This window comes from Rouxiella aceris (assembly GCF_012933545.1).
Lineage (GTDB): Bacteria > Pseudomonadota > Gammaproteobacteria > Enterobacterales > Enterobacteriaceae > Rouxiella > Rouxiella aceris.
This window is the reverse complement of the sequence record NZ_JAADJU010000011.1, coordinates 41975-58992: the sequence shown is the minus strand read 5'-3', so window position 1 is coordinate 58992 and position 17018 is coordinate 41975. Positions and strand designations below refer to the sequence as shown.

16 protein-coding genes are annotated in these 17018 nt (G+C 50.8%); 9 read left to right on the top strand and 7 right to left on the bottom strand.

Features of this window, described 5'->3' with window-relative positions; translation table 11 throughout:
* The first annotated feature begins 227 nt into the window (after positions 1 to 227).
* The gene (locus GW590_RS18980) at positions 228 to 917 is read left to right on the top strand and encodes a VIT1/CCC1 transporter family protein (protein WP_169404789.1); all 690 of its coding nucleotides are present in this window, start codon (positions 228 to 230) and stop codon (positions 915 to 917) included.
* Between the two features lie 34 nt (positions 918 to 951).
* Here the strand turns inward: GW590_RS18980 and GW590_RS18975 are convergent, their stop codons facing one another.
* From GW590_RS18975 to GW590_RS18950, 6 genes are all read right to left on the bottom strand, one after another.
* Entirely contained in the window at positions 952 to 1185 is a 234-nt protein-coding gene (locus GW590_RS18975; RefSeq protein WP_169404788.1) for a hypothetical protein, read from the bottom strand.
* Positions 1186 to 1289: 104 nt separating this feature from the next.
* Positions 1290 to 4052 (bottom strand): ATP-binding protein, encoded by a 2763-nt coding sequence (locus GW590_RS18970; protein ID WP_169404645.1) that lies wholly within the window; start codon positions 4050 to 4052, stop codon positions 1290 to 1292.
* Positions 4052 to 4687, bottom strand: a complete 636-nt coding sequence (locus GW590_RS18965; protein ID WP_169404644.1) for a response regulator — start codon at positions 4685 to 4687, stop codon at positions 4052 to 4054. Before GW590_RS18965 ends, GW590_RS18970 begins: the two co-directional genes overlap by 1 nt.
* Before the next feature lie 13 nt (positions 4688 to 4700).
* On the bottom strand, positions 4701 to 5975 hold the full coding sequence (locus tag GW590_RS18960; RefSeq protein WP_169404643.1) for an MASE1 domain-containing protein: 1275 nt from the start codon (positions 5973 to 5975) through the stop codon (positions 4701 to 4703).
* 216 nt (positions 5976 to 6191) lie between these two features.
* Positions 6192 to 6665, bottom strand: a complete 474-nt coding sequence (locus GW590_RS18955; protein ID WP_328803086.1) for a winged helix-turn-helix domain-containing protein — start codon at positions 6663 to 6665, stop codon at positions 6192 to 6194.
* 406 nt (positions 6666 to 7071) lie between these two features.
* Positions 7072 to 7272: a DUF7736 domain-containing protein gene (locus tag GW590_RS18950; protein WP_169404642.1), complete on the bottom strand. Its 201-nt coding sequence runs from the start codon at positions 7270 to 7272 to the stop codon at positions 7072 to 7074.
* Between the two features lie 1003 nt (positions 7273 to 8275).
* On the opposite strand from GW590_RS18950, the gene cspE reads away from it, so the two are divergent.
* The 6 genes from cspE to GW590_RS18920 all read left to right on the top strand — a co-directional run bounded on the left by cspE (position 8276) and on the right by GW590_RS18920 (position 13568).
* A complete protein-coding gene (cspE, locus tag GW590_RS18945) occupies positions 8276 to 8488 on the top strand; it encodes a transcription antiterminator/RNA stability regulator CspE (protein ID WP_169404641.1) in 213 nt (70 codons plus the stop codon).
* A 233-nt stretch (positions 8489 to 8721) separates the two neighbouring features.
* Entirely contained in the window at positions 8722 to 9492 is a 771-nt protein-coding gene (locus tag GW590_RS18940) for an alpha/beta hydrolase (protein WP_169404640.1), read from the top strand.
* A gap of 70 nt (positions 9493 to 9562) precedes the next feature.
* Positions 9563 to 10234 (top strand): heavy metal response regulator transcription factor, encoded by a 672-nt coding sequence (locus tag GW590_RS18935; protein WP_169404639.1) that lies wholly within the window; start codon positions 9563 to 9565, stop codon positions 10232 to 10234.
* Positions 10234 to 11658: a heavy metal sensor histidine kinase gene (locus GW590_RS18930; RefSeq protein ID WP_169404638.1), complete on the top strand. Its 1425-nt coding sequence runs from the start codon at positions 10234 to 10236 to the stop codon at positions 11656 to 11658. Before GW590_RS18935 ends, GW590_RS18930 begins: the two co-directional genes overlap by 1 nt.
* Positions 11659 to 11685: 27 nt before the next feature.
* Complete coding sequence (locus GW590_RS18925) at positions 11686 to 12342, top strand: Qnr family pentapeptide repeat protein (RefSeq protein ID WP_169404637.1); 657 nt, start codon at positions 11686 to 11688, stop codon at positions 12340 to 12342.
* A 104-nt stretch (positions 12343 to 12446) separates the two neighbouring features.
* The gene (locus GW590_RS18920; RefSeq protein ID WP_169404636.1) at positions 12447 to 13568 is read left to right on the top strand and encodes a DUF1615 domain-containing protein; all 1122 of its coding nucleotides are present in this window, start codon (positions 12447 to 12449) and stop codon (positions 13566 to 13568) included.
* Here the strand turns inward: GW590_RS18920 and GW590_RS18915 are convergent, their stop codons facing one another.
* Positions 13569 to 13838, bottom strand: a complete 270-nt coding sequence (locus GW590_RS18915; protein WP_235955991.1) for a hypothetical protein — start codon at positions 13836 to 13838, stop codon at positions 13569 to 13571. It lies immediately after the preceding gene.
* 182 nt (positions 13839 to 14020) lie between these two features.
* On the opposite strand from GW590_RS18915, the gene licT reads away from it, so the two are divergent.
* Together licT and bglF are read left to right on the top strand one after the other, a co-directional pair.
* Positions 14021 to 14863 (top strand): BglG family transcription antiterminator LicT, encoded by an 843-nt coding sequence (gene licT, locus GW590_RS18910; protein WP_169404786.1) that lies wholly within the window; start codon positions 14021 to 14023, stop codon positions 14861 to 14863.
* A gap of 264 nt (positions 14864 to 15127) precedes the next feature.
* On the top strand, positions 15128 to 17017 hold the full coding sequence (gene bglF, locus GW590_RS18905; protein WP_169404635.1) for a PTS beta-glucoside transporter subunit IIABC: 1890 nt from the start codon (positions 15128 to 15130) through the stop codon (positions 17015 to 17017).
* Position 17018 lies beyond the last annotated feature (1 nt).

Below are 17018 nucleotides of genomic sequence, written 5' to 3'. Positions count from 1 at the left end.
TAGATTTGGTTAATCAAACCGCTATTTCAAATTTGTTGAACATGTGAGCCATTCGCAAGCTCAGGGGGATGGACTTGCCGCTTTTGCCGCCGCCAACGAGCAAAGGGGAATTTTATTATTCTTTCAACCTTTGGCGAGAATGGCAGGCCATGGGATTGATTTTATTATCCGGCTCTGCCTACACTCAGCGCAAACTCACAGATATAAGGCGTGGCTTGATGAGCAGATTGCATATTGAACGGCACGCTATTTCTCGCTCGGGATGGCTGCGTGCCGCGGTACTGGGCGCAAACGACGGCATTGTCTCAACGGCCAGTTTATTGCTTGGCGTAGCCGCCGCCGAAGTCAGCCATGCCAGCCTGCTGTTAACCGGGGTCGCCGGTTTGGTGGCCGGAGCCATGTCGATGGCCACCGGCGAGTATGTTTCTGTCTCGTCGCAGGCCGACATTGAGCAGGCGGCGTTAAGGCAAGAACGCAACGAGCTGGAAGATGATTTTCATGGCGAACATCGCGAGCTGACTGCGATATATGTTAAACGTGGCCTGACATTGCCCCTGGCCCATCAGGTGGCGGATGCGCTGATGGCTAAAGATGCGCTCGGCGCACATGCCCGCGATGAGCTGGGGATCACCGAAATCACCACTGCTCGCCCTTTGCAGGCGGCGTTGGCGTCGGCCTGTAGCTTTGCCGTCGGCGCTGCCTTGCCACTGCTGGTCACTTTGCTGGTGCCACTGTCCTGGGTGATTGGCGCGATAGCGGTATCGACGCTGATTTCACTGGCTGTGCTCGGCGGTGTGGCGGCGCAGGCGGGGGGCGCATCGGTGTGGCGCGGAATGGTTCGTGTCACCTTCTGGAGCGCGCTGGCCATGGCGGCAGCGGCGGCAATTGGCAGGTTATTCGCCTATTTTGGCGGCTAACCATGCCGGTTTGCGTCGTCAGAAAGGCTGTCGATTATAAAATTGGCAGCTTGGGGCGGTTGGCCGGACTGATTCGACCCGCTGGCAGTTTTGTGGCCTTGGCAGGGTCGCCAGCCACAAATTCGAGCGTCGGCGAATAATAAAAAGGCAGCCAGCCACCGTAGCTATTTTCCCACTCCCAGCGGACGGGACAAGGCCACAAAATATCTTCATACATGATGTAATAGGTCCAGCGCCCATGGGGACGACGGGGTTTACTTGTGTTCATAGGTCCGACAACAAATTTGCAATGGATAAGTAAAACTGCCTCTATTTTGGCGATCAGGGCGGCAGGTTTCAACTTGTTTGAAACCTATGGGTATAGGATGAATTTTAACCGATGTCCAGTGGCTGCCGAGAAGAAAAATTGAACAGCAGGCTGATAAAATGCCGAGTGGTGGTCTGCAATCGTAACAGATGACGCTGAATATCCTCTTCGCCATTAGCCAGTTTACGCTCTAGCACCATACAGATGTTTTGCCCGGCATCAAACTGCGTGAGGGCAAAATTCCCTTTCAGTCGATGGATCCTGCTTTTTAGCTCTGTCCAATCCTCGTCGGCAAAGGCTTTTTCAATCAATGCCATATCCTGGGTACTGCTGTTTTGCAGTTCGCCGAGCAGGGTGGCGATAACCGTTGTCTGACCGGCTGACAAGGCCATCACTTCACTGAGATCGAGTTTCCTGTTTTGCAAAAATTGCTGTAAACAGTGCTGCAGATCTGCCTGGGTAATGGGTTTGGTCAAATGGCTGTCCATCCCGGCGTGTAAACATTTCGACTCTTCATCAGAGAAGGCATTGGCAGTACAGCCAACGATCAACTGATGACGGGGCGTTTCTCCTTCCAGGCGGCGCAGTTCGGCTGCGAACGCGTAGCCGGTCATACCGGGCATCTGGCAATCGGTCAGGATCATATCCACCTGCGGTGCGGGGGTCTCTTGCAGACGGGCCAGGGCCTGCGTGGCATTATCAAAGGTGGTGACTTCATGCCCCAAGGCGGAAAGCTGCATTTTCATCACGATCAGATTGGCGGGTAAATCGTCTATCACCCACAGCCGATAGCCTGTTTCGCCTGGCACGTCCGGGATTGCCTGCGGAACTTTATCTGCCGCCACCCGTTTTACCTGTAAAGTGACGCTAAAGGTCGAGCCACTGTCTGGGCGGGAGCGAATATCAAGCTGGCCGCCCATCAGTGTAACCAACTGCTGACAAATAGCCAGACCCAGTCCGGTACTGTCGGGCGCAATGGCGGACGCTTGCTGGTAGGGTTGGATAATTTCAGACAGTTGATCGGCTGCAATACCCACGCCGCTGTCACTGACCTCAATGCGCAAGCGATCGTTGTCCTGGCCGAGGGGGGTTACTTGCGCCGTTAGCGCAATATGGCCTTCCTCGGTATATTTCACCGCGTTACTCAGCAGATTATTCAGGATCTGCACCATCTTCCCTTCATCCAGCAGGTAATAGTTGCCGTAGCAAGATTCGACATCGGTATCCAGCCGCAGCCCTTTGCGCTCTGCCAGTATGCCATAGCTTTCTGCCGCTTTTTCCAGCAGTGCATAGAGTGAGACCGGTGCCGGTTTCAGGGGCATTTCACCGGCTTCAATTTTGGAAAGATCGAGAATATTGCCAATGATTTGCAATAAACCGCGTGAAGCACGATAAGCCACGGCAAGCGGGGACTGCGGGTTATCAATCCGCTGATTTTCCATTTCCAGTACGCCCATAATCACATTCATTGGCGAGCGAATTTCGTGGCTCATGCGCGCCAGAAATTCGCTTTTTTCATGGCTGAAGGCATTGGCCTCGCTAAGGGCCTGCGCCAACTGTTCTTCAAGACGAATGCGTTCACTAATATCATACCAGCCAATCACCAGCCCCTGCGGTACCATATGGGTGTTGCTATAGGGGGTGATCCAGCCGACCACGCTATGCGGGCTATCTTGCAGTGAATACTGGCCGTCGAAAAACTGCGGTGCCGTACCGGTCAGCGCCTGCACCAATCCGGGAGTATCCAGCGACCGCGAGGCAAAATAGCGCTGATTAAGATGCTCAACCGGGTGGCCTATAACCTGCTGCGGACTGACCATCAGACTCTGGCATAACGCCTGGTTGACGTGGCTAATCGTCCCGGCGGCATTACAGACCAGTACCGGGGTTGGCAAACTTTGCAGTAAAGTTTCCCAGAATTTGACCGTATCGCGCAGGCGGTGCTCTGCCTGACGACGGCGCAGGATCTGGCTAATCAGAAAACTGATCAAAAATAGGGAAACAATCCCGACAATTACCGCCGCAGTGTCAAAGTTGCGATGGCTTTCAACCAGTTGCGGTACGGTATTCATCAGCGTATTCACCGACACGTTGCGGCTGATAATCGCTTGTATCGTCACCGTCGGCAATTGGGCAATAGCCTGGTTTAGCGTTGCCAACTGTGCGGCCTGGTCAGCATGCAGCCGTAGGCGGGCATGGGTCACCAGATGATCAATCTCATGTACCGTGAACTGTCCGGGGAAAATATTTTCACTTAATACTTCGGCGGCGCGTTGCTGACACACCACACCGTCTACTGCTCCCGCTCTCAGCAGAGTGATCGCGTCCCCCAACGAGGCACTGGGGGTAAGCACAATATGCGGGTAACGTTGCTGTAAGGCATGCACCGCGCTGGTATTCACCACCACCAGTCGTTTGAAATTCAAATTATTCTGACTGCTGTCGGGACCCGAACGCCGATTCTGTAGAGTGAGGATACGCCATTGCGTGGTAAACAGCGGTTGGGTTTCCAGCACAAGAGGGGTCAATAATGGGTCGCTGTCCTGTACGAAAATAGCGTCCACGCGATGATCTGCCAGACTGGCCGCCTTGTCGGCGCTGTCTCGGGTGGGGACCGCCTGCAGAGAGAGGCCGCTGGCGGAAGGCATTGTCAGTAGCTGGTTTTGCAGCAGGGTGATCAACGCCGTCTCGGTATCGTCATTTTGTATCGAGTTATTGATGCCATCAAAGCTGACGCTGATGTTATCTATGCCGACTCGCAGCATGGCAGCCTGCACGCTTGGCGCACAACCCAACAACGTCAATACCAGCAGCAGGGCGCGGCGCATTACAGTCCGGTCTTCAGTAAATATTCAAACAGTTCGGCATCCGTCGTCAGCCCCAGCTTGGCCATGGCACTTTTCTTTTGACCGCTGATGGTTTGCTTGGAACGATGCAGCATTTGTGCAATCTGATTGACGGTTTGTCCCTGCTTCATCAGCCGTAGCACTTCGGTCTCTTTGGGGCTGATCTGCCAGGTTGACGAGAACGATCCGACGGGCACTGGTTTTTCAGTTTGCCCTTTGCCTTTGCTGGTCAGACTCTGGTTTTGCGCCAGCGATTTCAGACAGGCATGCAATTCCGTGCTGAGACTTTGTTTGTTGATCACGGCCGTTACTCCGGATTTCAGCATCACATTGGCGATCCCCTGATTGGAGAGCACGGTGATAACCACAATCGGCAGCGCGGGGTAGGTGCGACGTAAATACTGGATCAGATGCAAGCCATCGGACTGCTGCGTACCCGGCATGGTAAAATCGGTTAACAGCAGGTCTGGTTGCTCGAGTTTAAGCGCGGCAATCAATTCATCCACATTACTGACCATACTTATAATGCTGAACTCCTTGGCGAACTGAGTCTCCAGCAATGTCTTCAGCCCCAGCAGATAGACCGGATGATCGTCGGCAATCAGAACTTTTTTCATTTTATCGATCCTGTCAGCAAAGGTTGAGTTGATCCTGATAAACAATCAATAACCCATTTAAGTATAAGTTGGCCGTATTGTCATGGTCGCTAAACAAGGCAATTTGCCCGTCGCAAAAAGTCACCCCGGTTAAAATAAGTCTCACCGGATGGGTGTAGGGGCTGGCGGTGGTTTGCTGCTCACCGTTGAACCAGGGGAGAAAAAACTCGCGATCTTCAGCATGCATGCGGCCTAACAGTAACGCCGGTGTGGCAACAAAGCGCTCCGGTAAATTAAGCAGTTTGTCGATGGGGTCACGCCAGATGACTTTTTGCTGGTTAATATTAATTTGAAACTGAAAATGACTTTGGCCGGGTGTAACCGCCTGGGCCAGACGGTATTGCTGCTCACTGTGCTTTTTGGCAAATAAAACATCGGTGACTCGGCTGCGTACCAGCATGCCGAAAATAAATAGTGCCAACAGATAAAGCTGCGAAGCGGTAATGCCGCTGTTACCCGGATAAATGGCGATAGAGTAGGGGCCACGATTATAAAGGGTGGCAATGCTGACAATCAGCGCCTGGGTTACATACAGCAGCGAAAGCTGCCGTTCTTTTATAAATAATGAAGAAAGTAATGTTAAGCCAAACAATAAATATAATAAGAAATCCATTACCGGCAGATCGGTGAGATAAATGCCGTCTTGTAAAAACAGCGCCGCGCTAAGGGCGATAATGGCGGCAATCTGTAAATAATGGTTCCAGCCTGTACGGTTATTGATTGACTGTTGAATAAGTTGGTTAACGACAAAAAGCGGCGTTATGGCCAGACAGCCGGTGGCATTGGAAATACTCCAGCTAAGAAAATGTGATAAAACAGCCGGATAGCCCAGCATATGCAGAGAATAAAAGGTGGTCATGCCCCCCAGCGCACTGGCCGCCAGCACAATAATGATAAACCCGCCCATGGCCAGCATATTGCTGAACTGCGCGCTGCTGTTTCTCACGCTTTGCCAAATATAGGCGCTCAGACAGAGGATCACCAGATCGTTCAAGGCGAAGACCAAGGCAATATCCAGCGGACGTTGATGGAGAAGACTGGCCAATATATGCAGCATACCGGCACTGAGGACCCAAATTGGCCATTGTAACAGAGGGGTCGAGCAGAGGATGCCCAAGGTCAGCCCGGCGGGTAACCAGATGGTTGACGAGAGGCTGCCGTTATCACGCGTTTCCAGACAAAGAAAGGCCAGGGATAAGTAGCTTATTGAAAACAAAAACCATTTTAGTGGGAACGTCCATTTGGGCATCAGATTATCTCTATAATAACGTGGAGATCGATCAGCGATGATTAGCGAAGGTTATAGCTACAGTATACAAAGTTCTTTCACGGATGCGTAACTGCCAAATATTCGTCAAGATGGTCGCTGCTGATTGTTAAGCTTGAGCGCAAGCACCCTTGCCCGGGAATTTATAACGCTGGGCAAGGGGGAACAGCAGACTCAAATGCATGGTGATGGCCGCCATTATCGATAGAGCGATTTGGTAAACAGCGTAATGCTGGTGATAAGACCGCTAAAAACTGTGGTCAATTTAAAGGGCTTTTTGGCCTGCTCAGTTAGGCTGACGATTTCCTCTGCCGGGACTGGATCATTGTCTGTGGCCAACAGTGAGAGATCGAGTATCGCTCCGTGGCGAGGGATGGTGCGCAGCATGGCTTTTGGCAATTGATTGTCAGACAACAAATTGCGAAATTTATGAATCAGCTGATGGTAGTTATTATCACTGACCATGCCACCTTGTTCATACCAGACGACATTAATGATATCGTTTTTTTGTGTAATACCATTTAATAAACAAATTACTAAACGTTTATGTTTTTCGGTGACTTCAAAAGTCTTATTGTTAATGCTCATTTGATTACCTTTACAATTTATCAGGGCACAGTTGGCAAAGGGATCATTAAGCAATACAGACGGCGTCATGGTTTTTGGATTCACGTTATCACCCTATTGAATATAATTGAGTATTCGTTTAAATAAAATAAGCGAAGGTAATAAATGGTGCGCCAGCCTTATATATTATTTAAATAAGGATTTTAAGATAACCTTCGGTTGTTGGACGAGGCGTATTAAATATCAACGTAACATTAATTTCAATTACTTCATTATAAATAAGAGGCTTTCCGTACTCGTCCTAATCATTTATGGCGGAATAATAAACTAATTTGAATTTAAAGGCCGCGTGATGACGAAAAATAGTGATAATAATCAGTGTGTTTTTTATACAGTAGCAACCAGAAGTGAGGAGGGGGGATCAACCGCCGGCAGATTGATCGGCCACTGCCGGCTAAAGTCGTATCCGCGAGCTCAGACATTAATCTGCTGACGGAGTCTGAGGTTATCCTTAATCGGGCATCAGGTCGTTGAAGTCCTGTTCATACAACGCCTTGCATTCAGCCATAAATTCCGGATAGCCAAGCTCTGAGGTTTGTACGTCACGCCCGAGTCGCCGCTCAAGATCGGCATAAAACCATTCAAATTCACCGTGCAAAATACCGGTAAAGCCAGTGAGAATGATGCACTGCTGCTGCGTTAATTTGCTCACGATAGCGCCTGTAGCCAAGAAGAAAGTGCGATCATTTTGCACTGCCGGAGGCAGCAACCACAACCTTTGTTGCAGATTTTTGGCCGTCTGACGGTTGCCGACGCTTTAGAAGCGTCTCGATATAGCAAAGTGTGCGCAAGGCATAACTGTGAGATTGATCACATTTAAACTATTTGTTATTACTATCTCACGCTATTAAAAAAGATGAATTACCCCTTCTTCTGCGCAGAAGTTATCTTGTCGCGGATGATCAGGTGGCGAATGATTTATTTCATTTATTTTAGACAGTTAGCTGATGGTCTTCTTTATCGCCCGGGCTGATCGCCAGGCATGGCGGGGGATACTGAACAGCGGGTTTATGATGCGGGAGTCCAAAGCTTAACAAGCAGGATTGATCCCGCCTCTTTTATAGTGATCTGATGAGGTTTGTATGCTGAAGTTAGTCATTTTTTCCAGTCTGGCCGTACTGCTGGCCAATTTGGTGATTGACCTGCCTTACGTGCTGGAGTCAAGCGGGTACTAACCACTGTTGCCCGCATTGACAGTAGGCGCTCAGAACAGCAGTTCCCAGGCGATAATGACAAAGATCGCCAGCAGGGAAACGGCGACTTCAATATCCTGGATGCAGATTTTATTGTCGGTGATGATCATAGCAATCCCTCCATTTGTTAGACAAATATTGCGACGATCCTCGATAAAAAGCTGTGACTGCGCTTACGATTTAACAAGATTTTCACTAAAAACGCGGCATCTTTAAGCAATCGCCGCGTAAGTGTTAAAAAAATAAGTCTTGCATAAAATTTTGCTACATGCGTTAATGCACTCCTGGTTTGAAGTACAGACCTTATGAAAGCAATTTTAGTAAAGTAGTTCACTGTATTAGCGCTATCGTCATTAGATACCTCTTCACCGCGAATTTCCTTCTTTAGTGCCCCATAAGTATGACAACTAGAAAAACAGAACTCCCTCGCCTTATGGCGGCTTAAATTTAAAGGAAATAAAAATGTCTAATAAAATGACTGGTTTGGTAAAATGGTTTGACGCTGGTAAAGGTTTTGGTTTTATCTCTCCTGCTGACGGCAGCAAAGACGTGTTCGTTCACTTCTCTGCCATCCAGAGCAGCGATTTCAAAACTCTTGATGAAGGTCAGAACGTCGAATTCTCTATCGAGAATGGCGCTAAAGGCCCATCAGCAGTTAACGTTGTTGCACTGTAATTAGTGAAACAGCGAGGCATACTTACAATAGCGATGAAGGTGTAAACCTGAGCAGTTAAGTAAGCCCAAACAAAAAACCCGCCTCTGTGCGGGTTTTTGCATTTCTGGAAAAGCAAAAACCAGGACGTCATTTTTTTGTAATGATTGCGTCATGTTGATGTGGGAGCCCGGCTCATAGAGTGGTCTGACGATGCAAGAGCATCGGCAACCTCCCTCATCATTAAGGACAAATCATGAAAATTTCATTGAAAAGAAGCATTATTATCTCCTCTGTCTCTGCGCTGCTGTTAGCCGGTGTCGCTACCCCTGCCTTGGCCGCTCCGGTCAAAAATATTGTACTGGTCCATGGTGCTTTTGTCGGCGGTGCCGGCTGGCGTCCGGTGTATGACATTTTGGTAAAAGATGGCTATCAGGTGACTTTGGTTCAGGAACCGCTGACCTCTTTTAATGATGATGTTATCGCCACCCGCCGTGTACTCGATCAGCAAACCGGGGCGGCTATCCTGGTGGGCCACAGCTATGGCGGTGCAATTATTAGCGAAGCCGGTAATGATGCTCACGTTGCCGGTCTGGTTTATATCGCCGCTCACGCCTTGGATGCGGGTGAAACCGAAGCCAGCAACGGCAAAAAATTTCCTAATACCGCCCACCCCTTTGCCCGCTCGGCCGATGGTTATCTGACGATTAAACCCGAAAACTTCGCCAGCGATTTTGCTGCCGACCTGTCGCCAAAAGAAGCGGAATTTGAAGCTCATGCCCAAATGCCTACCAATGCCAGCGTTTTTACCGCCAATATTCCCGACCCGGCGTGGAAGGTGAAACCTAGTTGGTATATGGTGGCTGAAGCGGACAAAATTATTAATCCCGACCTGGAACGTATGTATGCGGCACGTGCTCACAGTCATAAGGTCGAGATCCCGGGGGCCAGCCATTCGGTTTACGAATCACATCCTGAAGAGGTCGCAGCACTGATTGAGCAGGCTGCTGAGCACGCCTTGCGCTAATGACCATCGCAGGTGAGGAGCGGGCGTAGTTGCGCCCGTTATCTTTATTTATGCGAAAAAGGAGATCAACGTGAGAATTCTGGTCATTGAAGATGAATCCAAAGCGGGAGAGTACCTGCGTAGCGGTTTGACCGAGGCGGGTTATGTTGTCGATGTCGCCAGCAATGGTGCCGATGGCGTGCATTTGGCCGAAGAGTTTGTTTATGATCTTATCCTGCTTGATGTGATGATGCCTGAAATGGATGGCTGGGAAGTGATGAAAAGGCTCGATAAGCAGGTGAAAACGCCGGTACTGTTTCTGACGGCCAAAGGCACCCTGGAAGAGCGTCTCAAGGGACTGGAATTAGGTGCCGATGACTATCTGGTCAAGCCATTTTCTTTTGCTGAACTGCTGGCACGCATTCGCGTGGCGCTGCGCCGTGGAGCACAGGTCAAGCAGGAAGAGATCCTTGAGCTGGCCGATCTGCAAATTGATATTCCCAAACGGCGGGTGATACGCGCCGGAAATCGCATTAGCTTGACCAACAAGGAATTTAATCTGCTGCAGCTGTTTATGTTGCACCCAGGGCAGGTACTCTCCCGCTCGGTGATCGCCTCGCGAGTCTGGGATATGAATTTTGACAGCGATACCAATGTAGTAGACGTCGCCGTTCGCCGACTTCGCCAGAAAATTGACGATCCTTTCGCCAACAAGCTGATCCACACCGTACATGGTGTTGGTTACCGCTGCGAAGATGAATAATGAAATTCGCCCCTTTCCCCGGTCTTTTACCACTGCCGCGTCCTTTATCACTCACCACGCGTCTGTCGCTGATTTTTGCGCTGCTGTCATTTATGGTGATTACCCTCGGGGGATTTACACTCTACCGCACGCTGGAAACCCAACTGAGCATCCGCGATGACGGTGCGTTGCTGACTCGTGTTGAGCAAATCAGAACGCTGCTGCGCGACGAAGATGTGATTAACCTTATCCATGATAAACCCGAGCTGTTTGCCAATATGCTCGGTAATCATGAAGCGCTGTTGGTGCTGCGTTTTCACGGTCAGTCGCCACTGATTGAGGTGAATCCCGGCAATTCGCCGGTGCCGGATATTACCCCGGTACCGGCAGATCAGGATCTGACGCTGGCGGCGGTGCAGCATCGCGATGCGCGCGACGATACGCCGTTTATCTTCGTTTCTGCGGCGGCAAAAACGTCTAATCCGCCCCATGAGCTGGAAATAATCAGTGGGCGACTGATGACCGAACGCACGCGAATTCTCGAAGTTTATCGCGCGCAAATAATTTTGCTGGCCTTGGCGGCAGCGTTATTCACCGCGCTTTTCGCCTATCTGATCGCCCGCAAGGGATTGGATCCGCTACAGCGGCTGGCCGGGCAAACGGCAGCCATTGGTATTCAAAACCTGTCGGTGCGGATCACGCGTGATCAGGCACCGCCCGAGTTGTTAACGCTGATCGATGCGTTTAATCAGATGCTTGATCGGTTGGAAATCAGTTTTACCCAACTTAGCCAAGTCTCCGCTGATATGGCCCATGATTTACGCACGCCGATTGGTATTTTGCTTGGGCAGACCGAGGTGGCACTGAGTCAGCGTCGTCAGGTCGATTATTATGAGCAATTACTGGGGTCAAATTTTGAAGAGTTGCAGCGCTTGTCTAATATGACCGACAATATGCTGTTTTTGGCTCGCGCCGAACATGCCAATCATGCCATTGAACGTCGTAGCCTGGATCTGGCCGAGGAGTTTCAGCGCATTGCGGAATATTTTGAAGGCCCTGCCGATGAGCGAACGCTGCGGTTAACCGTGCAGGGCGCTGGCACTCTCAGCGCTGATGCCAATTTACTGCGTCGCGCATTGGCCAATTTGCTGGCGAATGCCATACGTTACGCCGATGAGGGCAGCGAAATTTTACTTCTCGCCGAACAGCAAGCCGATGGTGTTAATATCAGCGTGATAAATCATGGGCCGACTATCGATAGGGCGCATCTTGCTCGTCTGTTTGATCGTTTCTATCGCGCTGACCCTTCGCGTAATAACGCTCATCATGCCAGCGGGTTGGGGCTGTCGATTGTTCGCAGCATCATGAATTTGCATCAGGGACAGTGGCAAGTCAGCAGCGTCGAGGGGGTAACCCGTTTCACGCTGTTTTTTCCTGCTGAATAACCGGGTAATAATCAAACAAGGACCCGCATGACGGAGAACCAAACCTACTGCGATCAAACGATGGATGAACTTGACTTGCGCGATGCGCATTTTCATCGCTGCCGTTTTATCCGCTGCGATTTTACCGGTGTCGATCTCTCGGAGACGCAGTTTACAGATTGCAGTTTTTACGATGACAGCCAGCAACAGGGGTGCTGTTTCCAACGGGCAACCCTGCGTGAGAGCCGCTTTTTACGCTGCGATCTCACCATGGCGGATTTTAAGCATATTGAAGCCATGGGCTGTGAAATACGCGAGTGCAAAGCCTCCGGGGCAGATTTTCGCGGTGCCAGCTTTATGAATATGATCACCAGCCGCAGCTATTTTTGCCGTGCTTATCTGAGCAAAAATAATTTCAGCTACGCCAATTTTCAAAATGTCGTGCTGGAGAAGTGTGAACTTGCGGAGAACCGCTGGACCGGTGCCAGCCTGTTGGGGGCCAATTTCAGTGGTTCCGATCTCTCCGGCGGCGAGTTTCAGCAAATCGACTGGCGGACCTGCAATGTGACCCATTGCGATCTGACCAATGCCGAGCTGGGTGATCTGAATATTCGCCAGGTCGATCTGCTGGGCGTGAAAATTGATGTCTGGCAGCAGGCGCAATTATTGCAGCGTATCGGCCTGATCGTGGTTGGTGCGGTGTAAATTCGGGCTGCTTGCTTCCCCGGGGAGGCAATAAACGCTTTGTCGTTATCGCCAAATCTGTGACTATTCACCCTGACTTATTACTATTGTTACTTAGGGAAAAGATGACGCTTAACGCCACCTTGGGTTTATCCATACCTTCCGCTGCCTTTTTGCGCGCAGGGAGTTTTTTGCTGATATTGCTGCTGGCGGGTTGTAGCAGCCAATTGGCCACGCAGGGAGGAACACCTTCCAGACAAGCTGCCGATATTGCCAGTCTGCTGCCGGCCAGTGTGGCGGATAAGCCTGGTTGGGCAAAAGATATCAACACGGCGTTTCGCGTACAAAAAATTGATCCTTCGCTGGAAAATATCTGTTCGGTGCTGGCAGTTACTGAGCAGGAGTCGAATTTTAATGTCAATGCGCCGGTGCCCGGACTGGGCAAAATTGCCTGGAAAGAGATAGATCGCCGCGCCGGTGAGATGCATGTTCCGCTTTTTCTGGTGCATACGGCCTTTAAAATCAACTCGCCTGATGGCAAAAGCTACAGTGAACGCCTGGATAAGGTCCGCAGCGAAAAAGAGCTAAGCGCTATCTTTGATGATTTTATCGGTATGGTGCCGATGGGACAAAAACTGTTTGGCAATCTTAACCCGGTGCATACCGGTGGGCCGATGCAGGTTAGTATCGCGTTTGCGCAATCTCGGGCCAGCGGTTACCCCTATTCCATTGATGGGACGATACGGCGGGAAGTGTTCAGCCGTCGTGGCGGCATGTATTTCGGCATTGCCCATTTGCTGGGCTATCCCACCCATTACAGCGCGATGCTCTATCGTTTTGCCGATTATAATGCCGGTTTTTACGCCAGTCGCAATGCCGCTTTTCAACATGCGGTCAGTCAGCTTAGCGGCGTGACGCTGGCGCTGGATGGTGATGTGGTCAGTTACAGCAATACTGTGAGTAACACTGAAATGGCCGTGCGCAAACTTGGCAAGCGGCTGGCGCTGAGTCAGGCCGATATCGCCCGCGATTTGCAGCTTGGGGAAACGCTGGATTTTGAAACTACCGCCACCTGGCAGCTGGTTTTTGCGCTGGCAGATAAAACCGCAGGCAAACGGGTAGCACGAGAAATGTTACCGGGCATTGCGCTTAACAGCCCAAAAATCACCCGGAAACTGACCACTGCCTGGTTTGCCCAACGGGTGGACGAACGCAGGCAGCGCTGCATGGCTAAAGCCGCAGGGTAATTACGCTATGGTCGGGAGCAGTGATGACACACAGTCGAGTACGTCATGACGGAATTTCTTCGCTGCTTCTTCCATCTCGGCGGCGTTGAGTGCTTCTTTTTCACGCGCTACCGTGGCTTTAACGCCCTGAGTGAAGCTGTTTTCAAATTGGGCGTTCATCGTATTACCGACGTTGCCAAATAAAAGGCGCATTGCCGATACCTGCACCAGCAGTTCACGGTTAACACGTTCGAGTTGATCAACTCTTTTGGATAAATTTTCGTCGCTCATTACAGCCTCCTGTTTAAAACAGGCAAACCCTACCCCAATTTCACATAATAAGAAATGAGTCCTCGCTTTTTCCCGTCGTTTGTCTGAAAAATAACGCTTATTATTGGGGATACCCGTGCGTGAAATGAAGACCACCGCCCAAATACGCCCTGGCCGGTTACCCTTTGTATTTTGAGATCATGATGAAGATTATAAAAATTCTAAATAATAATGCGGTCATTGCTGTTGATGAGGGGTTGCATGAACAGGTCATGATGGGGCGCGGGTTGGCATTTCAGAAAAAGGTTGGTGAGCAGATTGACCTCGCTCAGGTTGAAAAGATTTTTTCTTTGCAGGGCAACGCACTGAATGCCCGCTTAAGTGAACTGCTGGCCGAAATTCCGCTGGAAGTGTTAACCACCACGGAAAAAATCATCGAGCTTGCCCAGTCACGTCTGGGGGATGTGCTCAGTGATAATTTGTTTATCCCGCTCAGTGACCATTGTCACTTTGCCGTAACGCGCTTCCAGCAGGGGATCACCTTGCCCAATGCCTTACTTTGGGACATTAAAAGGCTTTATCCCCGCGAGTATGCGGTGAGTCTGGAGGCGCTGGATATTATTGAACAACGTCTCGGGGTACGCTTGCCGGAAGACGAGGCTGGTTATATTGCCCAGCACCTGGTGAAAGGTCAGCTTAAAGGCGAAATGTCGGAAGTGGTGCAGGTGACCGGGGTGATGCAGGAGATCCTGCAGATTGTCAAATACCAGCTCAGGCTGGATTATCGTGAGGATACCCTGAGTTATCATCGTTTTACCACTCATCTTAAATTCTTTGCCCAGCGCATGCTCAGCCGGGATTTGGTACACAGTGAAGATGAGTCACTGCATGATGAGGTGAAAAATCTTTACCCTCAGGCCTGGCAATGTGTGCTCAAAGTGGAGCAGCATATTCAGCAGCAACATGCTTATGCACTGAGCAAAGAAGAAAAAATGTTTCTCGCCATCCATATTGAGCGGGTGCGCAAAGAAACGCGTCACCCATAGCGGTGCCTGCCAGACGATATCCGCGATCCTGTTCACAGAATCGGACTCGCGATAGCGAACAGGCTTGAGTAAAGCCAGCTCGCAGAGCATGCTGCTTTACGTGCATTAGGATTGTTACTGTAAAGCAGGCAAAACCTAAACCCATTTCTTGTTATCGCCCCTCAGGCCGATGACAGGAAAAGGGTTTAGGTTTTTTTTTGGTCTGAATTCAAAGTGGTGCAGGCAACTGCGCAACATGCCGAGACAGGGAAAAAGGGAAATGTTATGCAATACAATGAATTGTCAGTAGAAATTCTGGACAAGGTCGGCGGGGCGAGTAATGTCGTCAGTCTGGTTCATTGTGCCACCCGCTTGCGATTCAAGCTCCACGATCGCAGCAAAGCGCAGACGGCAGCATTAAAAAATACCGCAGGCATCATTATGGTGGTGGAAAGCGGTGGGCAGTATCAGGTGGTGATCGGTAACGATGTCAGCCAGGTTTATCAACTTATAATGCCGCTACTGGAAGCCAGCGGTGGCGCTGTGACGGCAGATGCACCACAAGCCAAAGAAGGCCTGTTTGCGCGCTTTATTGATACCATTTCCGGTATTTTTACCCCTTTTATCAGCTTGCTGATTGCCGGTGGCATCCTTAAAGGGCTGCTCTCGCTGGCGCAGGCTATGGGTTGGCTAACGGCACACAATGGCACCTATCAAATCCTGTTCGCCACCAGCGATGCCATGTTCTACTTTCTACCCATTTTTCTTGGCTACACCGCCTGTAAAAAATTCAAGGGTAATCCCTTTATCGGTATGGCCATTGGCGGCGCCTTGACCCATCCGATGATGGTGGCGGCATTTAGCGCCTCGCAGCTTGCCAGCGCGCAGCCGCTGCATTTTCTTGGCTTGCCGGTGATTATGATTAACTACAGCTCCTCGGTGATCCCGATCGTTTTTGCCTGCTGGTTATCTTCGCGCCTTGAAGGGCTGATCCATTTGCGCCTGCCTGCGGCGGTGCGCAATTTTATCACGCCGCTGATCTGTGTGGCGGTGGTGGTGCCGGTAACCTTTTTGCTGATTGGACCGGTGGCTACCTGGCTAAGCCAGATGCTGGCCAGTGGCTACGAGCTGCTATATAGCATCAACTCGACCCTTGCCGGGATGTTTGTCGGTGCCTTGTGGCAGGTTTGTGTGATCTTCGGCATTCACTGGGGCATGGTGCCGGTGATGATTAATAATTTCAGTGTCAGCGGTCAAGATACCCTGTTACCGCTGTTGATCCCGGCAGTGTTTGGCCAGGTAGGGGCGACACTCGGTATTTTCTTGCGCAGCAACAATGCGCAGGTGAAAGGCAGCTCCGCCTCGGCGCTGGCAGCGGGGGTTTGCGGTATTACCGAGCCGGCAGTCTATGGCCTCACCTTACCCAACCGCCGTGCGTTTATCTTTGGTTGCATTGGTGGTGCGCTCGGCGCGGGCGTTGTTGGCTATTTCCATACCACTGCCTACTCCTTTGGTTTTGCCAGCATTTTTACTCTGACACAGTTGATCCCGGTCTCCGGGTTTGATTTTAGCGTGGTGGCGGCGGTGATAGGCATGGTTGTCTCGCTGTCGGTAGCCTGTGCTTTGACCTGTCTTTTTGGTCGGGTGAATGCCGTTCAGTCCGCTATTGCGGTGGAAACTAAGCCGGTAGACAGCGAGGTGGCGAGCGGCAAGGTTGCTCAACAGGGGTTTATCGGCAGCCCGATGAACGGCAAGCTGATGCCGCTGGCACAAATCAACGACCCTATTTTTGCCGGTGGGCTGTTGGGCAAGGGTGTGGTGATCACACCGACCGGTGGCCGGGTGGTGGCACCAATCGATGGTCACGTCGCCTCGCTGTTTCAAACCCATCATGCCATTGGGTTGCTGTCGCCGCAGGGCGCCGAGCTGTTGATCCACGTCGGGATTGATACCGTCAAACTCGATGGCCAGCATTTTACCCCGCACGTCAGCGAAGGTGATGAAGTGGTGCGCGGGCAGTTGTTGCTGGAATTCGACGCCGAGGCGATCCTCGCTGCGGGTTACAGTCTCGACACCCCTGTTTTGATCACCAACAGCGATGATTTTAGTGATGTCATTATTTCTGACGTCTGTGACACCGAAGAAAACACCCTTTTACTGACTTTGGTCCGTTAAT

Bases quoted from the DNA above. Each gene is read 5' to 3' on its own strand.
- GW590_RS18975 (WP_169404788.1), bottom strand. From the start codon at position 1,185: ATGAACACAAGTAAACCCCGTCGTCCCCATGGGCGCTGGACCTATTAC.
- GW590_RS18970 (WP_169404645.1), bottom strand. From the start codon at position 4,052: ATGCGCCGCGCCCTGCTGCTGGTATTGACGTTGTTGGGTTGTGCGCCA.
- GW590_RS18965 (WP_169404644.1), bottom strand. From the start codon at position 4,687: ATGAAAAAAGTTCTGATTGCCGACGATCATCCGGTCTATCTGCTGGGG.
- GW590_RS18960 (WP_169404643.1), bottom strand. From the start codon at position 5,975: ATGCCCAAATGGACGTTCCCACTAAAATGGTTTTTGTTTTCAATAAGC.
- cspE (WP_169404641.1), top strand. From the start codon at position 8,276: ATGTCTAATAAAATGACTGGTTTGGTAAAATGGTTTGACGCTGGTAAA.
- GW590_RS18940 (WP_169404640.1), top strand. From the start codon at position 8,722: ATGAAAATTTCATTGAAAAGAAGCATTATTATCTCCTCTGTCTCTGCG.
- GW590_RS18930 (WP_169404638.1), top strand. From the start codon at position 10,234: ATGAAATTCGCCCCTTTCCCCGGTCTTTTACCACTGCCGCGTCCTTTA.
- GW590_RS18925 (WP_169404637.1), top strand. From the start codon at position 11,686: ATGACGGAGAACCAAACCTACTGCGATCAAACGATGGATGAACTTGAC.
- GW590_RS18920 (WP_169404636.1), top strand. From the start codon at position 12,447: ATGACGCTTAACGCCACCTTGGGTTTATCCATACCTTCCGCTGCCTTT.
- GW590_RS18915 (WP_235955991.1), bottom strand. From the start codon at position 13,838: ATGAGCGACGAAAATTTATCCAAAAGAGTTGATCAACTCGAACGTGTT.
- licT (WP_169404786.1), top strand. From the start codon at position 14,021: ATGAAGATTATAAAAATTCTAAATAATAATGCGGTCATTGCTGTTGAT.
- bglF (WP_169404635.1), top strand. From the start codon at position 15,128: ATGCAATACAATGAATTGTCAGTAGAAATTCTGGACAAGGTCGGCGGG.